The organism is Cohnella hashimotonis (assembly GCF_030014955.1).
In the GTDB taxonomy this organism is placed as follows: Bacteria; Bacillota; Bacilli; order Paenibacillales; family Paenibacillaceae; genus Cohnella; species Cohnella hashimotonis.
Genome location: NZ_JAGRPV010000001.1, coordinates 4,499,652 through 4,516,854 on the forward strand (window position 1 = coordinate 4,499,652; position 17,203 = coordinate 4,516,854).

Here is a 17,203-nt window from a genome sequence, read left to right on the forward strand (position 1 = left end):
TCCGACAGATTTGCAACCGACTAAGTGCGATTGGTTTTTGCTGAACGAGATTCCGCAGGAATCCGCCCCTCCGCCAAGCGCTTGAATCGTGATTCGTTTAGTCGAGACGCCTTTCCAGGCACGTTGAACGTCAAAGGCATATTGTTGCACCTGAAAGCAATATGCTCGGTAAGCCCTTATGGATCACTTTGCCGACGAACACGGCTGCGGCGTCGTCCAGTCTCTCCTGCGTATTCTTATCGGCGCAGCTGCAGGCGAACGCTCTATCAGTTGGAAAAGAGAAGAGTCCGACTGCAGCCAAGCTTATAAGCAGTAAAATGGAGATGTAACGCTTCATCAATGGCCTCCTTTTCCTTTAGCTAAGATTACCTCCGTTATATCACATTTGGTAATTCAGGTAACAAAATCAATGTTTTGAGTGTATCGTCGCCAAACGCAAAAAGAGCGACCCGCACTTCGCGGATCGCTCAATATGCAAGCAAAATGACGTGTCTTACCGCCTTCCTGCCGTACGGCTGCGTCGCCATTGCCGGTAGAGCGCGGCTGCGCCGAAGCATACGGCAAGACTGATCGCGCCGCCAGTGAGATCGACGAGCACGTCTTGATAAGTCGGCGTACGGGCCGAGGAATAGCGTTGGTTCCACTCGTCGAGAATCGCGACGAGCCCGACGACCGCCATCGACAGCGCCGCCGCGGCAGACGGGCGCAATCGGAACAAGCGCAGCGCCAGCGCGGTTACAGCCGCGAGCACGCCATAGACAAACAAATGCGCGCCCTTTCGAAACGCGAATTCGATCATGCCGTACGGATTTACGTCCCGGCGATATTCCTTGCCGTCGTAATGGATGTCCAAGCCCGGCGGCAGCAACCGCTCTGCCTTTTCAAAGGATAACGTTCGAAATAGAAGCGGCTGAATCGTCTGCTTGCTGTAAGGCTGCGAAGATAGCTTGAATATGACAGCGACGACGCAGCACAAGAGGACAAGCGCAACAAGACGCCTCCAACTGAGTTTGTGAGTCATGGTGCCATTCTCCTTCCTGCCGCTAGACCTGCCCCGCTTCGGCCAGCCTGCCGAGCAGATCGCCGCGCGCTTCCAGATATTCAATTAAGGCGGCGACCGATTCATTCGCCGATTCCGTCTGCGTATCGATCGTCAGCTCCGGCCGCTCGGGGACATCATACGGCGCGCCGATGCCCGTAAAGCTCGGAATCAGGCCGCTTCGCGCTTTTTTGTAGAGCCCTTTGGGGTCCCTGCGCTCGCACTCTTCAAGCGAACAGCGAACGTAGACTTCCGCAAAATCGCCCTCCTCGAACAAATTTCTGACCATCTGCCGGTCCTCGGCGTTCGGAGAGACAAGCGCCGCAAGCACGACGATTCCCGCATCGACGAACAGCTTCGACACCTCGCCCACTCTGCGCAGGTTCTCCCGCCGGTCGGCTTCAGAGAACCCAAGATCGCGGCACAGTCCATGGCGGACGTTGTCGCCGTCCAACACATAGCAGGCGATGCCGCGGGCATGCAGCTCCCGCTCCAACGAAAAGGCGAGCGTAGACTTGCCGGATCCCGGCAGTCCCGTGAACCAGAGCACGCGGCCGGAATGCCCGTTTTTGCGCTCCCGATCCTCACGCGTGACGCCTGGGCGCTGCCAGGTTACTTGGCCGACAGGCTTATCTCCGTGTCCTGCCGCTATGCCGGACACGCCAGCTTCTCCTGTGGTCGTCTCGTTAATTTTCATTCGAATTCCTCCCGGAGTCGCCCGCCAGCCTTCTCGCGAGCGCTTATCTAACGCCTGCCGGCCATTCGACGACGCCGTCGACCGGATGGCCATCCTGCATGCCTACGCGGCCGTCTTCCCGCACGATCGCCTCTCCTTGCTCCATGACGACGACTTGATCCGCTCCCCGGATCGTCGACAGCCGGTGCGCGATGACGATGATCGTCATTTTCCCCTTGAGTCGATCGATGGCCTCCTGAATGCGCGCCTCGTTGTCGGTGTCGAGCGCGCTCGTCGCCTCGTCAAGCACGAGAATCGACGGCTTCCTGAGGATCGCGCGCGCCAGCACGAGACGCTGACGCTCGCCGCCCGATAGCCGAACGCCGCGGTCGCCTACTACCGTGTCCAGCCCTTCGGGCAAGCGCCTGACGAAATCTTCCGAAGCCGAGAAGCTTAGCGCTTCCCACAGCTCCCGCTCGCTTGCTTCGGGCCGCACGGCCAGCAAATTGTCTCGAATGCTCTCATGGAACAAAAACGGCTCCTGCGCAACATAGCTCACCGCATGCCGCAAGTCGAGCCGCCGTCCGCCCGTCACCGGCAGGCCGTCGATCAGCACCGATCCGCGCTCGGGCTCGAGCAGCCCCATCAGCAGGTCGACGAGCGTACTCTTGCCTGCGCCAGACTTGCCGACGATTGCCGTCATCTTGCCCGCCGGTATGTGGAGGCACACGTCACGCAGCGCATATTCGGCGGTCGGGTCTCCGCCGTACTTGAAGTAGACGTGGCGGCATTCGATCCCTGTCTTGACCTGCAGCCCTTCCGTGCGTTCGACGGTTCCGTCGCTGCCCGTCTCGCGGGCTTCGGCGCATTCGCGCTCGAGCTCGCTCAGACTGCGGAACGCCGGAATCGCTGAGCCGATCTGCTCCGCATTCGATTGAATCTGGGCAAAGCGGGGCCAAAGCCGCGCGAACAACACGACGATGAGCAGGAGCTCGCCCGCGCCGACGTGCAGCGCCTCGACGGCCAGGTACACGAACAAGGCGATCAGCGCTGCCGAAGATATCTTGTACAAGCTCGACGTCGTCGCCTGCAGCCGCGCGAAGGCGATGAAGTTAGCCTCCATCCGCCCGGTCAGTCCGCGGAACCATCCGAGATAAGAGTCTTCCAGACGGTTGCTCTTAATGTCCTTGATCCCGTTGAAATGGTCGGTCAGTCCCGCGTAATATTGCTGCGAGAGCTCGCTCGTCCGGTTGCCGACTTCCTTGGCCCGCCGAATCTTGCGGCGCATGACGATCGCGATCGCGGCGCCGCTCGCAAGCACGACCGCCGTCAGCTTGGCCGACAGCCAGAAGGCGATCCCGATCTGGATGACCGTAAACGCCGCCGAGGAAGCGAGCTGCAAAAACAGATAAGTCGCCTGGCTGACCCGCGCCAGCTCGGAGGTGAGCAGGTGATGGAAGTCGGATCGCCGGCGACGCAGGAAAAAGATCCAATCGGAACGCATGAGCGACGCATACAGCGTCAGTCGCAGATGCCGGATAAAGCCCTGCTGCAGCCGGGTGCCGCGAATGCTCTGCGCCCGCTGCAGCAGCGACTGCAGCGTCACGATAAGCACGTAGACGGCCAGCAGGACCGGCAGGGCAAGGTGCGCAGGCAGCTCGCGAAGCGCGGAGAGCGCCTCGCCGGTAAACGGGAGGCTTCCGGTGCCGCCGGCGCCATCGCCGAGCAGGCCGAGCAGCCCAAGCATCGGCGCAAGCATGTAGATGCCGATGCCGTCGAACAAGCCGAGCGCGACCATCGCGAGAAGCTGGCCGTACAGGCGCATTCCCGCGTAGCTGCGCAGCCGGTTCAAGTAAAACCGCAGTTCGTTCATCGCCTCACTCCGTCCTCAAGTCTCCTGACGAACCTGCCTCCACAGCCAGACGAACGGCCGCAGCGGAAAATAAAGAAAATACAAAGAGCGCGGCAGCGGCAGCGCTTTGGTATCCCGGAAGCTGGGATAGAGCCGGCTGATCGCATAGCCCCATTTTTGCCGCGTCGTCTTTAGCTCGAATAAATAGCGCTTGTAAACCCGCGATACTTCGCCTGCGCTCGGATCTGTCGTCAGTACGACCGTATCGCGGATAAAACCGAGCGCGCGATCGGCCAGCGCTGGACCTCGACCGCCGGCGAGCACGCGGCTCATCTCGCGGGGAACCGGCGTATGCAAAAGTCCCGAAGCCAGCACGAGCGCCTGCCCCGCCTGATCGAGCGCGTTGTAGCGCCGCAGCAGCGGGATAATCGCGCTCCAGTCCAGCTCGCGCCCGACCATGCGGTCGATATCCGCGAGCCATCGCAGCCGGAACCAGCCGTGGCGCGCGCCGTGCGTGACGAGATACATGAACAGATGCGCGTCGCCCGGCATATAGACCGCGTCGGACAGCGCGCACGCCTGCCGATCCCGCCAGAGCGCTTCGAACGACGGCTCCTTTCCGTTTTCGCCGTTGAGGCGCCAATGCACCTCGACCTGGATCCCCGATTGAGGGTTGGTGAAGGATACGTGGTGGATTTTCCACTTCCAGTCGCCGAGTCCGCGCGGGATCGGCTCGTCCGCCCGATAGCCGAGCTCCAGCAGCAGACGCTCCGCCTGCTCCAGATCGCCGACAGGGATCAGAATATCCAGGTCCTTGGACGTCCGCAGCGAAATGTCTCCGTACAGCTGCCGGGCGAGCGCCGGACCTTTGAGCGCCAGCGATCTCACGCCCCGCTCGCCCAGCGACCTGCACAGCCGGTCCAGCTCGCCGCTCAGCCGGAGCATGCGCCAGGTATTTTGCCGGCAATCGCCGCCCAGGGCTTGCAGGACATCGGACGGAATCAAGCCGGTGCCGTCCCGGTCTCCTCGGATCTGCGGATAGACCCGGTGATGACGGACCAGCTTCACGAATTGATTCCAATCGATGTTCGGCAACGGCGGCGCCTGCCGCGCCTTTTTCTCCTGCGCGGCATCGCTGCGCATCGCCGCCAGCATCGCGGTCAGTTCCCGGGGAAATGCGGTCGTATCAAGCTCGAATGTTTGATTCATGCCTCGCACCTTCTATCTTTTCAGTCGAATAGTCCGTGCCGAATACAGCCACCGTCGTGAACAATCGCCGCTCTCCGGCGCCCGTCAGATAGACCGGGCCGCTGCGGAGCCACGCATGCGCGATGAGATTCCCTTGCTTGTCCTTGGCCGTGCCGAGATAAAGCGTGCTGTCCATGCTCCGCCGTTCAAGCATTTTTTTGGCCGCGAGCGCCTTAACGAGACATTGGCTCTCCCAGAACGTATGACGGCTCATGACCCGAACCGCCTCCGAGATGCTGCGAACCACGCGCTCGGCGCGGAGATCGTGCACGTGCGGCGTCTCCGTCATCGGCCGGCCGAGCTTCGGCGCGAGCCGGTTGAACGGCAGCGCCTTCAGGATTCGCGCCCAAGCCAAGTACAAGAGCGCCTCCAGCATGAGCCGCCGGCGCGCGGCGGGCCAGGCCATGAACTTTACGAAGCCCCGCATCAGGACGGACGCACCTCGATTAGCGACTCCCGGTACATTTGCCGAAGAAAAGCCAGCGCCTCCCGCTCGCACATCGCCCGTTCGACCTCGTATTCCGAGGCAAGCGTATCGACCAGCCGGCCGATATCGATGGGCTCGGCGATGAGATCCCAGATTCGGCCCCCGACGGCGCCAAGATTGTAGTACTTGCCCGTGCGGGTGCTGAACATGACCTTCTCGCCGTTCATGTCGCTTGCCATATTGCCCTCTGCCCGCACAACGATCTGCTCGGTATCGTGCGTATCCTTCAAGCCTGCTTCGATCATACCGGTAGGCCTCCCTTGTCGAATTGAATCATGGTCTTTGCGAGCTCCCGCGCCGTAAATCCGGCGGACGGTCTGAACAACCGGCCTACGGTGATGCCGGAAGCAATGCCCGATGCCGCGCGAAAATGCCAATCCACGAGACCGAGCCGGGGAATCAGCGCCTGCCGGTACGTATGCTGCAGCATGACGCGCAGCCGCTCGAGCACCGGCATTCGGGAGACGCCGATCTGCGTTCCTTCGGACCGTCCCAGTTCCAACACGCCTGCCAGCGGCACGGGGTCCGAACCGAAGCCCCCGACGAGCGGTACGGCGAACTTTTCGGTCTCCCTGTAGATGGTGCGGTACGGAGCGGCTTGCATCCCGAGCCCGTCCAGGCTTTCCCGCCACAGCTTCTGCTGCGGATAGGCGGGCATTACATACGACCTGCCGTCTACGCCCGCAGCGACCGCTACGACATCGTCGCTCAGCAGGCGATGTCCCATGCCGACAAGCGCGGCGGCGAGCGTCGACTTGCCTGCGCCCGAATCGCCGACAAAGGCGTACGCCCTGTCGCCGATGACGACCGCGCTGCCATGCAACGGCAGCAGTCCGCGGATCAGGAGCAGCGCGCCGAAGCAGGTGCCGAGCAGGTATACGCGCACCTTCTCCGGATCGGCGCCCGGCAGCGGCGCGACCGCGATATGGCGGCCTTCGTCGATGCAGTAGACGGCCGTATCGGGGATCAGGAAGAGAAAGCGGCTGCCTTCGCGCGTCAGCGAAAAGTTGCTGCCGCTCGCTTCAAGCTCCTCCCGGAGCGGAACCGGATCGGCCGTATCGATTGTCACGTCCGGCATTCCTGCGGTGCGCCCTGCCCCTGCCGGCGGCAATTCGGGCAGCGGAATCGTGCTCGCCATATCAAGACCGAAGGCCCTGTAGACCATTCCGGTCGCCGTTCGCTCGGCCAAAGCCGCATCGATCATCGTAATCGCTCCTTTTTTTGTAAAATGGGATGACTATTTCGACCGCTAACGCGGATATGGCCAAAGGTAAAGATTTGCTGGTTTCCTCTGCGCTGGAGCGCGTACGGGATAACCGCAAACGGAGGATTTCTTGCGTCCGTTTCCAAACATCAGATGCGACCTCAAACAGTAAATCTACGTGCAAACTCGTAACGCTAACTGCGATCAAGCCGTGACAAATGGATAAAGAAGTCCTTATACAGTCCGGTTAAGGACTGCATAAGGACACTTTTGGATGAAAAACGAATTCAGCTCGGCGTGTAAATGTCCATGTCTTCGACCGTGACGAAGTCGATATTCGTCATGCCCTTGCCGTACATCGTCTCGCTGACGTTCAGCGTTTCGAGCTCGGGCGTTTGCCATTGTTGCTTTGCCATTGTGCGTTCACCTCCTTTCAAAGGCGGGGATAGCGCCCGCAGGAGCAGCTTGCGCCCCGAGCGTCAGGCGTGCTTTTTTCAGGCGTGCTTTTTAATGAATCTGTACAAGATCACGCTGCGCAAGAGCAGCCTCATCTCCGGGTGAAAAGCGAGTTCGGGACGGGGCTCCCGCCCGATCCCGGCCGCGGCTGCGCGAATCCGGTCGACGTGCAGATAGCCGGCGACGGCCGAATCGCTGCAGAGCCGCCGCAACTCGTCCTGCAATTGCGGCCACATGGGCGCAGCCCGGTGGATCCAATCCGCGCCCTGGACGCCACGCACCCGCTGATTGAGCCGGACCTCGTCGGGCAGCACGGACTTCGTCGCGCGGCGGATCAGGGCGCGGTCCATGCCGTCCCGCACGTACTGCTCGACCGGCACCGAGAGGCAGAATCGCACGACCCGCAGGTCGCAGGTCGGGTCTCGCTCCCAGACGCCGTACCGCAGGGACAGCTTGGTCGCGGTCGCGCCGTTCTTGTTGGCGGCCGAGAGGCTGGCGAGCTTCTCCCTGCGTAGGGCGAAGGGATCCGCCGCCGCAGATCCGCTCCCGCCACCGCGCAGCTTGGCGAATACGCCCGTGCGCTGCGCGAAGTCGGGATGGATGAGCATCGCCGGCAGGTTCGGCTCCTCGTTGCCGCGACGGCCGCCCGAGAGCGCCGGAAAAGCCATCTTCCCCAAGGTCGACAGCAGACGCCGCCGGCCGATGCCCTTGTTCGCCCCGAACATGCGCAGCTCGCGGGACAGCCTCATCCACTTCATGCGTTTTAAAAGCTGCGCATAATAGTCGAGTGCCGGCCCCCACGAGACGGTGAAGTTGCCTCGCGCGCCCGTGAGCAGAATTCCCGCTCCCCGGCTGCCCGCCCGCTCGTGTATGCCTTTCAGCCAATGCGAGTTTTCAAAAAACTTGTAAGGCGATTCTAGCAAATCGATCCATTCGTCCACTTCGCTCAGCGGGCTAATCCCCTCGAAGTCCATGTACGACGACTCGATATTGCCGACATGCCTTACCGTGGCCGAGATGTGTGGACGCTCGTCGGCAGCCGCATGACCCGGCGTCCAATCGGCGAAACCGCTGGACGGCACGCTGCTGTAAGCCTGGAGCGTCTTGCCCTCCTGCAGCAGCGCCCTCGCCGCGAAGCCTGCGACCGCGCCGGAGTCGAGTCCGCCGCTCAGCGTCGCCGCGACTTCTCGATGCGTGCGCAGCCTGGCGCGGACGGCTTGGCCGAAGATGTCGCGCATCGCTTCCTCGTACTCGCCGTCCGACCGCAGAAGCAGCGGCTCGGCCGGCTCGATCGAGCCGTAGGCCTCGAAGCTGGCCCGTCCGTCCGCGAAAACGACCGCGTGCCCCGGCGGCACCTGACGAATGCCGGTATACGGCGTTGCGCCGGCGTCAGTGGACTCGAACATCTCGGGAATCGCCATGAATTCGGCGAGCCACGTCTCGTCCAGCCTGCCGCCGGTGTCCGGCAGCGCCAGCAGCGGCGCCATCGTCGTCGCGAAGGCGAGACGCCCTGCGCCGATGTGATAATAGAGCGAGCGGCTGCCGAACAGATCGCGCGCGCCGAACAGCTCCCTGCGCTCCTCGTCCCAGATCATGAACGCGAAGTCCCCGATCAGGTACGAGGGGGCGAGCCGTCCCCATCTGCGATACGCGAGCAGGATCAGCTCGCTGTCCGTTACGGCAGACCTGCGGACGATCGGCACCTCGAGCCGCTCGAACAGCTCGCTGCGGTTGTCGAGGATCGCGTCCGCGACAATGCGCAGCCGTCCGCCCGCGCCGCCGCCGGCAACGCCGTCCGGCATCCGCTCCAAGGCCGATTCCGGCGTAATCCAGCGGATGCGGCAGCCGAGAAACGCCGGCCCGTCGCGCCAGGTACGCACGTCGTCCGCGACATAACGCGACATGGCGTTCATCATCGCTTCGCCGTCCGCTGCCTCCGCTTCCCTGCCGTCGAAGCGAACAATACCCGCCAGCGCGCTCATTTCTTCCCTCCGCCGGCCATATAGGCCGATGCGAACCGGGACAGGCGCCTGCCGAACGGGATGGCCGACTTCAGCCAATCCGCCTTCCGCTTCATCGCCCCGAGCTGCGCGCGGAGATGCCGCTGCTCCCGGATGCCGGCTTCGAGCCGCATTTCCAGCGCGCGGACGGTCATCTGGAGCTGATGCACGCGGGAATCCGTCGCACGCGCATGCTTCGCCTCGTCCGCCATCGCCGACAATGCCGCAGGAACGCCCATCGCAGAAACCGCCTCATTCGTTGCCGGTCCGTTCGTTGCTGTTTCGTTCGTTACCAGACCGTACGTTGCCGTTCCGTTCGTTGCCGTTCCGTTCGTTACCAGTCCGTTCGTTGCCACCGTCGACTCCGCTATCCCGCCGATATGCAGCGCCCGCATCCCTGCGTCGGCGGCGGCTTCCGCCTTGAATTCACCGGCGGCGCCGCTACGCATCGCATACCCCGGCTGCCAGCGGCATCCCGTCGCGTCGGCCAGCTGCCGCTCCCGCAGCGCCAGCAGCGCCTCGTCCGGCTCGCGTTCGAAGCGAGCGCCGGTCCACCGCTCCGCCTCAGCCAGCGCCTCGCCGTAGCCGAGCGCCTCGAAGGTCCGCGCGCCGAGCAGGCGAACGTACAGCTCCGCCTCCTGCTTCGTGAGCGTCTCCTTCCAGGAGCCGACGGCATTCGTGTGCGGCGCGGCGTGGTCCGCGACGTTCGGATCGCCGACGCCCATGCTGAAGTACAGCTCCGACTTCGCCGTCCCCATCCGCTCGCCATACCGCTCCATGCCTTCCTCGTAAGCGATGCCGAAGAACTCGCTTACGCCCGCCAGCTGTCCGCGGGGATCCGCGACCAGCTCCTCGTAGCGCAGCCGGTATGCGTAAGGATCGGGCGCCGCGAAGTACCGCATATAACGCATCAGCCCGACCGTAAGGTCCGCGGCCTTGATATCGAACGCGGAGCCCGCCAGCAGTCCTGCGAGGTCCACGGCGCCGCCGCGCGATGCGCCCAGCTTTTTGTACGAAGCGAGCACGTCCAGCGGATTGCGCAAGAGCCAGATTCGCTTGGACCGGGGGAACAGCGTATCGAGGAATTCCAGCAGGTAATAGTACCGCGGCGATTTGTCGACGACGATGTCCGCGCCTTCGCCGCCCCGCAGGAGTCCGTTGTACGCCTCCACCGCAAACGCCCGGCACGCGTCCGCGAACGCGTCCTCGGGCAGCACGCCGCCGAAAAACCGTTCGAGAATCGCGCCTCCGCCGTACGCACGCCGCTGCGCCGCCTTCAGGTCGAGCAGGCTCATGAGGAACCACATCTCCTGCGCCGCGTACACGCTGCTATGATTTTGCAGCATGACCGTGGCCAGGGAGCTGCCGCTCCTCGGCGTGCATAGCAGGAATACGAGGTTGTTGCCGCTTGCGTCGACCATCCGGGGCGCCTCCTTCACTTCTTGTTGAAATCGTAGAAATACTTCGGCCGCTGACCGAGCATGATCCGGTAGATGTCGTCGTTCGTCGCCTTCGCGGCCGTCAGATAGTCCTTGTAGGGCCGGTCCGCGACATTGACGAGGCCCGAATTATAATGCTCGCCCCACTGGCCCTGCCAGTGACGGCCCAGGCCCGCCTGGTCCACGTAGTTGAACACGTTGGCCCCGACGACATACCTCAGCGATGCGACGCCCTCCACGTAGTTGCGGTAACGGATGCCGCGTTGGGCCTGATTCGATGCCGCGTTTTGAATGAGCTGCGCGAGTCCCTGCTCCGACGTGCCGTAGCCGAACTCGCTCATCATGATCGGTTTGCCAGCCTTCGCGTACAGGTCGTCGAGCAGCTCTGTCTCGACCTTGTGAGAGTAGTAATTAAGGCTGATGACGTCTACGTACTTGCCTTCTGCGGCGGCAAGCATCCCGCGCAGCTTCGCGTCGCGGAACGCCGTTACGGTCCACCGGTCGCCGAGCAGCAGATGATGCGAATCGTACTTGCGGAACAGCTTGGCGACGGTGCCGTAGAACCGGTCGAGATATTCCGCGAACAGCCCGTTCATATCGCTCCAGGCCGTCTTCGTGTCGACCGGCAGCTTCGCTTCCTTCAGGCTGTCGAACGAGGCGAAGTCCGTCCCCCACGCTTTGTTGAACGCGCCGATCGTTCCGTATTTGGACGCGAGACGCTGGACGAGACGGCCTTTTATCGCCGCCTTGCTTGCCTTCAGCCCCGGCACGACCTGATAGAACTTGTGAAAATCGTACTCGTTGCCGATGAAGTAGCCGACGAGCATTGGGTCGTCCTTGTACGGCGCGACGGCCTGGGCGAACGCCTGGTCGAGCTTCGTCTCCGCGCCCGGCGCGTAAATGTCGAAGAACTTCAGGCCGTCGATCTTCGCCCAGCTCATGGAATCGAGCGGCAGCATACGCATGTAGGGGAACAGCCCCTCTTCGCCGTACTTCTCCGGCGAGAAGCCGCCGATGCCGTTGAAGCCCCACTTTTCCAGCCGTCCGATCGCTTCCATATAAATGTCGTGCTCCGTCGGGAACACGCCGGACTTGCGGTACTTGTTGGCGACGTAGTACGAGAAGCTGTCCGTCCCGAGCCAGGCCGGCTTGTACTCTCCGGCATAAGGCGGCACCGACTCGTACAGCGTCTCCCTGCCTTTAACGAGCGAATACGTCTCGTTGGCCGTCACGCCGTTGACTGCGAGACTGAAGTACAGATTGCCGGACGGCGTCGTCATGACCGGGCGTCCGTTCAGCCGCTGGATCGCGAAGTAGCCGGTCGCCTTGAAGCCGTACTTGTCCTTGCTGCCGGCCAGCCCGCCGTAATCGTCGCGTCCCGCCGGCGCCTGGAGGCTGTCGTAGTATGCCTTGTCCGCCTTCGCGTCCGCCGCTAATTGCGACTCGGACGTCACCTTGCCCGCGAAGCTCGCGTCCTCCATCTGGCCGAACCGGTCGAGCTGCACCTCGTCGCTAGCGTTGATCGCGTAGCTGCGGACGGGGCTCGGCAGCAGCCCCTCCTTTACCGCGTACGCTTCCAGCCTGACGTACCCGTGCAGCGCGATCGGCGCCGTATACGGCAGGAAGTCGTTGCCGTCGTTCAGCCGATAGTAAAGACGCGCCCCGTCGGTCTCCGTCGCAAGCGTCGCGAGTATCCCGCCCTTCGTCTTCGTCGTCGCCAGCGACGCGGAAGCCGTATTCAGGTTGATCGCCACGCTCGACACTTGCGGGGTCCAGGCTTTGCTCTTGCCCGTCATCTCGATTTTCAGGTAGCGCGTGCCTTCCGGCAGCGCCATGTTCTCGTAGGCGTACGGCTGCCAGTTTTTAACCGGATTGCCGGACGGGTACGCAAGCGCCGGGACCTCGTTGTACGTCACGTCGTCGGAGGAGGCGTAGAACTTCAGCTTGCTAAGCGGGAGCCCGGCAAAATAATAGCTGCTGACCGAAAAGGAAGTCATGTCGTATTCGGTCTTGTAAAGGATCACGCCCGCCCCTGTCGTGGCGCGGACCGCTCTGCGGCCGTCGCCGCCGTAGTAGGCGGGATTGTCGGTCGCCGTGTAGACGTTCGCGCGGACGGCGGTCAGACCGAAGTCGTCCAGCTTGTCGTCGATGCCCTCGGGCGGCGCGGCAAGCGGATAGGGTGTATACGCGTAAGTCGATACGCCGCTTGACTCCTTTGCCGGCCCGCTTGCCGGGTCCGCCGACGTCGCCTTCAGCACTGTCTCGCTTGCGATCGCGATCGGCGCCCCGTACAGCAAACGCGTCTTCGAAGTCCGCGGGTCGCTGCCGTCCGTCGTGTAATAGACGGCTTCGCCTTCCTCCTGCGGACTGAGCAGGACCATGCTGCCGTACAAGACGGCTCCCGAAGGCTTGCTGGCAGCGGCGCCGGTGCCCGCATCGTCGTTCAGAACGACCTCGCCGATCTCCGGCGAAGCGTCCGCGCCGCCGCCCTCGAACACGATTTTCAAAAACTTCGTGCCGACGGGAAAGCCCCGCGACGCATAGGTTACGGTCGGCGACTTCCCCGGCTCCTCGTGAATGTCCGGCGTCACGCTCCGATACGACTTGCCGTCTGCCGAGATCAGGAATTGCAGTCCGCCGCCATCGCCGGCGCCCGGCTTGCCGCCGTACGTTTGAACCGCGAACGATCGCAGGCCGCCTTGGGTCTTGTAGACGAGCGCCTCGCCCGCCTCTCCGCTCGGCGCGACGCGGGTGGCGTCCTGTCCGCTGGCCGCGACCGTTCGCAGCGCCAGCGTGTCGGAATGCCCGTACGTCCGCTCCCAATCGGCAAGGTCGTCGACCTCGATCTCGTAGCTGCCGGGGCTGTCCCCGTGCGAGTGCGCGGGAAGCACGACGACGAGCATGCCGTAAGCCAGGAGCCAGATCGCTTTTCTTTTCATGATGACGAAGCTCCTTTGACCTTGCTATTAATACTGGAGGATCGGCATCTCTTCTCTGACGCCCTGATTCAGGCTGGGGCGGCCGATCGAGTAATAGACAAATGCCGTTCCGGCAAGATCCGTTTCCTTGAACACGTTGCGTCCGTCGATGAGGATCGGCCGTCGCATCGTCTCCTGCAAGCTGTGCAGGTCGGTCCTGGCGAACTCCTCCCACTCAGTGAGCAGGCACAGGGCGTCGGCGCCCCGCGCGGCTTCGAGCGCGCTTTCGCACCAGACGACGCCGCCGTCGCCGAACAGACCGCGGAAGCTCGGCGTCGCGATCGGATCGTACGCCCGCACGACGACGCCGCTGTCGACCAGATGCCGGATGATCTCGAGCGCCGGAGATTCGCGCACGTCGTCCGTGTTCGGCTTGAAGGACAGCCCCCATACGGCGACCGTCTTGCCCCGCAGCTCGCCGCCGAAGATCGTCTCGAGCTTGCGGACGATGCGCATGCGCTGGTCTTGATTGACTTCCACGACCGACCGCAGCAGCTTGAACTCGTACTCGACGTGGCCGGCGATCTGGATGAGCGCCCGCGTATCCTTCGGGAAGCAGGAGCCGCCGTAGCCGATGCCCGCGTTCAGGAACGCGGTGCCGATCCGCCGGTCGAGCCCCATGCCCGCGGCGACCTCCGCCACGTCCGCGCCGACCTTCTCGCATATATTGGCGATCTCGTTAATAAAGGAGATCTTGGTTGCCAGAAACGCGTTCGAGGCGTACTTGAGCATCTCCGCGCTGCGGATGTCGGTCACCATGACCTGCCCGGTCAGCGGCCGGTGAAGCTCGGCGATCCGCTCGGCGGCTGCAGGCGAGTCGGCGCCGATGACGACCCGGTCCGGCTCGAGCGTGTCGCGCACGGCCGAGCCTTCGCGCAGGAACTCCGGCAGCGATACGCTGTCGAAAGGCACGGCGGTCCTCGCGCGGATCAGATCGCGCACCCGCTCGTTCGTGCCGACGGGGACGGTGCTCTTGACGGCGACGATCGCATAGCCGGTGAGCGCGTCCGCGATCTCGGCAGCCGCGCCGTCGATATAAGACAGATCGGCCTGACCGCTCGGCAGCGGCGGCGTGCCGACCGCGATAATGACGAGATCGGCGCCGCGCACCGCCTCCGCCAGATCGTGCGTGTAGCGCAGTTTGCCGGCCGCGACGCCTTTGCGCGACAGCTCCTCGAGTCCCGGCTCATAGATCGGGATGCCTCCGCTTTGGAGCGTGGCGATCTTATACGGATCCTTGTCGACGCAGACGACCGCATGTCCGAGCTCGGCGTAGCAGATCCCCGATACGAGTCCGACGTAGCCGGTGCCGATTACCGCGATTTTCAAATGGATCCCTCCTGTGTCTCGCATAGTTCCATGATTTCTCCCCAGACCATCTCCAGCCTGACGATATCCTCCTCGATCAGGAGCGTTCCGGTTTGAACCTCGATGATCTCGAGATCCTGCTCCGCACGCACGCTGTGCATGCTCTCCTTGGGAATCCGAATGACGTCCCCGGCAGCCAGCGGCGAGATCCGCCCGTTCAAGACGAAGGTGCCGCTGCCCGCCATGACGGTCCATACTTCGTCCCGCAGGCTGTGGTACTGATAGCTGAGGTTGCGTCCCGCCGCGATCGTGATCCGTTTGGTCAGCACCTCGCGTCCGTCCGGATAGACCGCGTAGTCCAGCACGCGGTATCTGCCCCAGCGCCGCTCTTCGTACATCGGACGCTGATCCGCGGACTTAAGCAGGTCCTTCACCATCGGGCTCAGCGCCTTATCCGCGACGAGGATGCCGTCCGGGCTCGCGGCCACGATGACGTCGGACAAGCCGAGCACCGCGATCGGAACGTCCAGCTCGTTAATGACGTGCGCGCCCCGCGTCTGCGACGAGATCGTGCCCTTGCCGGTGAGCGGCTCGGCGATCTCCTCGGTGAGCGTGTTCCAGGTGCCCAGGTCCTTCCAGTCGCCATCGTAGCGAACGGCTGCGATCCGGTTCGCCTTCTCGACGACCTCGTAGTCGAAGCTGATCTGAGGCAGCGTGTCGTAGCGTCTCGCCATCTCCTCATGCTGAATCGGCAGCTCGTGGGCAATGAGGATATTGATCAGAAAATCGAGCTTGAATGCGAACACGCCGCAGTTCCACAGCGCGCCGTCCGAGATCATCGCCTCGGCCTCGGCTTTTGCCGGTTTCTCGCGGAAACCGCGTACGGTCATGAACGGCGCTTGGCCGCCTTCATGCGCGCCGGCAGCCGTGCCGACGCTCCCGTCCTCACCTACGGCGCTCGATCCGGGCAGGATGTACCCGTACTTTTCGGATGGGTACGTCGGCTGCACGCCGACGAGCGCCAGATCCGCGCCGGACGCGTCCAGCGCCCGTTCGAGCTTCGCGAGTTCCGCGAAAAACCGGCCGTCGACGTAAGGGTCGACCGGCATGACGACAACCGTTTCGGAGAGGCTCACGCCTTCCATCGCGTACAAGTGCGTCGCCGCGAGCGCGATCGCCGGGAAGGTATCCCTGCGCGAAGGCTCGGCGATCAGCCTGACGTCGCTGCCGAGCTGGCCGTACAAAATCTCGACCTGGGACTTGCCCGTCGCCACATAGGCATGGTCCTGCAGTCCCGCGTCCCCCAGCTGCCGCCATACCCGCTGGATCATCGATTCGGGCTTGCCGGACGGATCCTTAAGCACCTTGAGAAACTGCTTCGAGCGGGAATCGTTCGACAGCGGCCAGAGCCGCTTGCCCGATCCGCCGGACAAGAGCACGATTTTCATGCCATCCCTCCACTCTGCAAGTTCGTCGGCTCCGCCGCCAGCTTGGCCGAAGCGATGCTCTGAGTCCAACAGCGATAGTAGCGGCCGTTTTTGCCGTACGCGTTGTCGTACAGGACGTTCGGCTTGTCCATCAGGCAGGACAGGATATGGCCGTGAAGCCTCGACGTCTGCACGGTGCGGTACTGCGCGAACCGCTCGACCGCCTTGCTCACGAGCCGGTCCGAGTACCTGATCCAGAACTTCCCGACGGGCAGTTTACCCTTGGAGATGCGCATCACCTTGCCGATCGCGCGGATCGACCGATGCTCCGTACGGCTGTAGAGCGTCGACCAGTCGAGATCGTCGCCCGCGCCTTCGAGGGCTAGCCCGTCCTGTCCGGCCGTCTTCTCGATATCGGTACGCATGAAGCGAAGCAGCTCCCGCGCCGGCTCGCCGCCTCCGCGGATCGGCCACAGCTGATGCGCCATGTCCGGGGACAGGTAGACGCCGCAGCGCTTGAACTTGTCCTTCGCCATCTCCAGCGACAGCGTGTCGCGCACGAACAGATGCACGTCCTTGTGGCGGTTCAGGATATCGGCGGTCCGGTCGAACTCGCGCACGTCCTTGTAGTGAATCGTCTGCGGCAGGATGACGACCCGGTTTTTCGGATAGCCGGCGACGACCCGCTCGCGCAGCTTCTGGTGCACGGGGTACAGATCGCCGAAGTTGCCGCCGCCCTGCAGGACGAGAATATGGTCCTTCGGCACGCTCAGTCCGTCGGGGAAGTCGAACGCGCTGTATCGCGCACGCACCCGGATGCCGTTTTCACGAAAGAAGGCTTCCGTTCCTTTCATAATGAGCAGGTCCCCGCCATTGGAATAAACGGGATAGTCGATATAATAGATGTTCGAGCCGGGCGGTATAACGTTCAGTATGATTCTCAGCCGATTTTTGAGCTCATCCATCGGGTGAGCCGATAAGGTCGCGATCTCCATCCGTTTGTCTCCTTCGCGCTTATATCTTTCTTGTTCCTATGAAATGCGTTCCCCCGTCAGAAACGGGAGCCTTCTTTTTGCTTCGGCGGTTTAG

General features: G+C 63.1%; 15 protein-coding genes. All 15 read right to left on the bottom strand.

Annotated elements, in window-relative coordinates; genetic code table 11:
• Positions 1-130: 130 nt before the first annotated feature.
• The 15 genes from KB449_RS18290 to KB449_RS18360 all read right to left on the bottom strand — a co-directional run bounded on the left by KB449_RS18290 (position 131) and on the right by KB449_RS18360 (position 17,109).
• Entirely contained in the window at positions 131-337 is a 207-nt protein-coding gene (locus KB449_RS18290) for a hypothetical protein (RefSeq protein ID WP_282909741.1), read from the bottom strand.
• Between the two features lie 156 nt (positions 338-493).
• On the bottom strand, positions 494-1,021 hold the full coding sequence (locus tag KB449_RS18295) for a VanZ family protein (RefSeq protein ID WP_282909742.1): 528 nt from the start codon (positions 1,019-1,021) through the stop codon (positions 494-496).
• Positions 1,022-1,043: 22 nt separating this feature from the next.
• Positions 1,044-1,736, bottom strand: coding sequence for an adenylyl-sulfate kinase (gene cysC / locus KB449_RS18300; RefSeq protein ID WP_282909743.1), 693 nt, complete (start codon positions 1,734-1,736; stop codon positions 1,044-1,046).
• 43 nt (positions 1,737-1,779) lie between these two features.
• Positions 1,780-3,588, bottom strand: a complete 1,809-nt coding sequence (locus tag KB449_RS18305; RefSeq protein ID WP_282909744.1) for an ABC transporter ATP-binding protein — start codon at positions 3,586-3,588, stop codon at positions 1,780-1,782.
• A gap of 15 nt (positions 3,589-3,603) precedes the next feature.
• On the bottom strand, positions 3,604-4,776 hold the full coding sequence (locus KB449_RS18310) for a nucleotidyltransferase domain-containing protein (protein ID WP_282909745.1): 1,173 nt from the start codon (positions 4,774-4,776) through the stop codon (positions 3,604-3,606).
• Entirely contained in the window at positions 4,754-5,242 is a 489-nt protein-coding gene (locus KB449_RS18315; RefSeq protein ID WP_282909746.1) for a lasso peptide biosynthesis B2 protein, read from the bottom strand. The genes KB449_RS18310 and KB449_RS18315 overlap by 23 nt, the downstream gene beginning before the upstream one ends.
• Positions 5,242-5,547: a lasso peptide biosynthesis PqqD family chaperone gene (locus KB449_RS18320; protein ID WP_282909747.1), complete on the bottom strand. Its 306-nt coding sequence runs from the start codon at positions 5,545-5,547 to the stop codon at positions 5,242-5,244. Before KB449_RS18320 ends, KB449_RS18315 begins: the two co-directional genes overlap by 1 nt.
• Complete coding sequence (locus KB449_RS18325) at positions 5,544-6,506, bottom strand: aldolase (RefSeq protein ID WP_282909748.1); 963 nt, start codon at positions 6,504-6,506, stop codon at positions 5,544-5,546. The genes KB449_RS18320 and KB449_RS18325 overlap by 4 nt, the downstream gene beginning before the upstream one ends.
• Positions 6,507-6,793: 287 nt before the next feature.
• Positions 6,794-6,922: a paeninodin family lasso peptide gene (locus KB449_RS18330; RefSeq protein ID WP_282909749.1), complete on the bottom strand. Its 129-nt coding sequence runs from the start codon at positions 6,920-6,922 to the stop codon at positions 6,794-6,796.
• Positions 6,923-7,000: 78 nt separating this feature from the next.
• Positions 7,001-8,944, bottom strand: coding sequence for an asparagine synthase-related protein (locus KB449_RS18335; protein WP_282909750.1), 1,944 nt, complete (start codon positions 8,942-8,944; stop codon positions 7,001-7,003).
• Positions 8,941-10,383: a sulfotransferase family protein gene (locus KB449_RS18340; RefSeq protein ID WP_282909751.1), complete on the bottom strand. Its 1,443-nt coding sequence runs from the start codon at positions 10,381-10,383 to the stop codon at positions 8,941-8,943. The genes KB449_RS18335 and KB449_RS18340 overlap by 4 nt, the downstream gene beginning before the upstream one ends.
• 14 nt (positions 10,384-10,397) lie before the next feature.
• On the bottom strand, positions 10,398-13,340 hold the full coding sequence (locus KB449_RS18345; RefSeq protein WP_282909752.1) for a chitobiase/beta-hexosaminidase C-terminal domain-containing protein: 2,943 nt from the start codon (positions 13,338-13,340) through the stop codon (positions 10,398-10,400).
• Positions 13,341-13,367: 27 nt separating this feature from the next.
• Positions 13,368-14,708, bottom strand: a complete 1,341-nt coding sequence (locus KB449_RS18350) for a UDP-glucose dehydrogenase family protein (RefSeq protein ID WP_282909753.1) — start codon at positions 14,706-14,708, stop codon at positions 13,368-13,370.
• Positions 14,705-16,135 (bottom strand): sugar phosphate nucleotidyltransferase, encoded by a 1,431-nt coding sequence (locus KB449_RS18355; RefSeq protein ID WP_282909754.1) that lies wholly within the window; start codon positions 16,133-16,135, stop codon positions 14,705-14,707. The genes KB449_RS18350 and KB449_RS18355 overlap by 4 nt, the downstream gene beginning before the upstream one ends.
• On the bottom strand, positions 16,132-17,109 hold the full coding sequence (locus tag KB449_RS18360; protein ID WP_282909755.1) for a polysaccharide pyruvyl transferase family protein: 978 nt from the start codon (positions 17,107-17,109) through the stop codon (positions 16,132-16,134). The genes KB449_RS18355 and KB449_RS18360 overlap by 4 nt, the downstream gene beginning before the upstream one ends.
• Positions 17,110-17,203 lie beyond the last annotated feature (94 nt).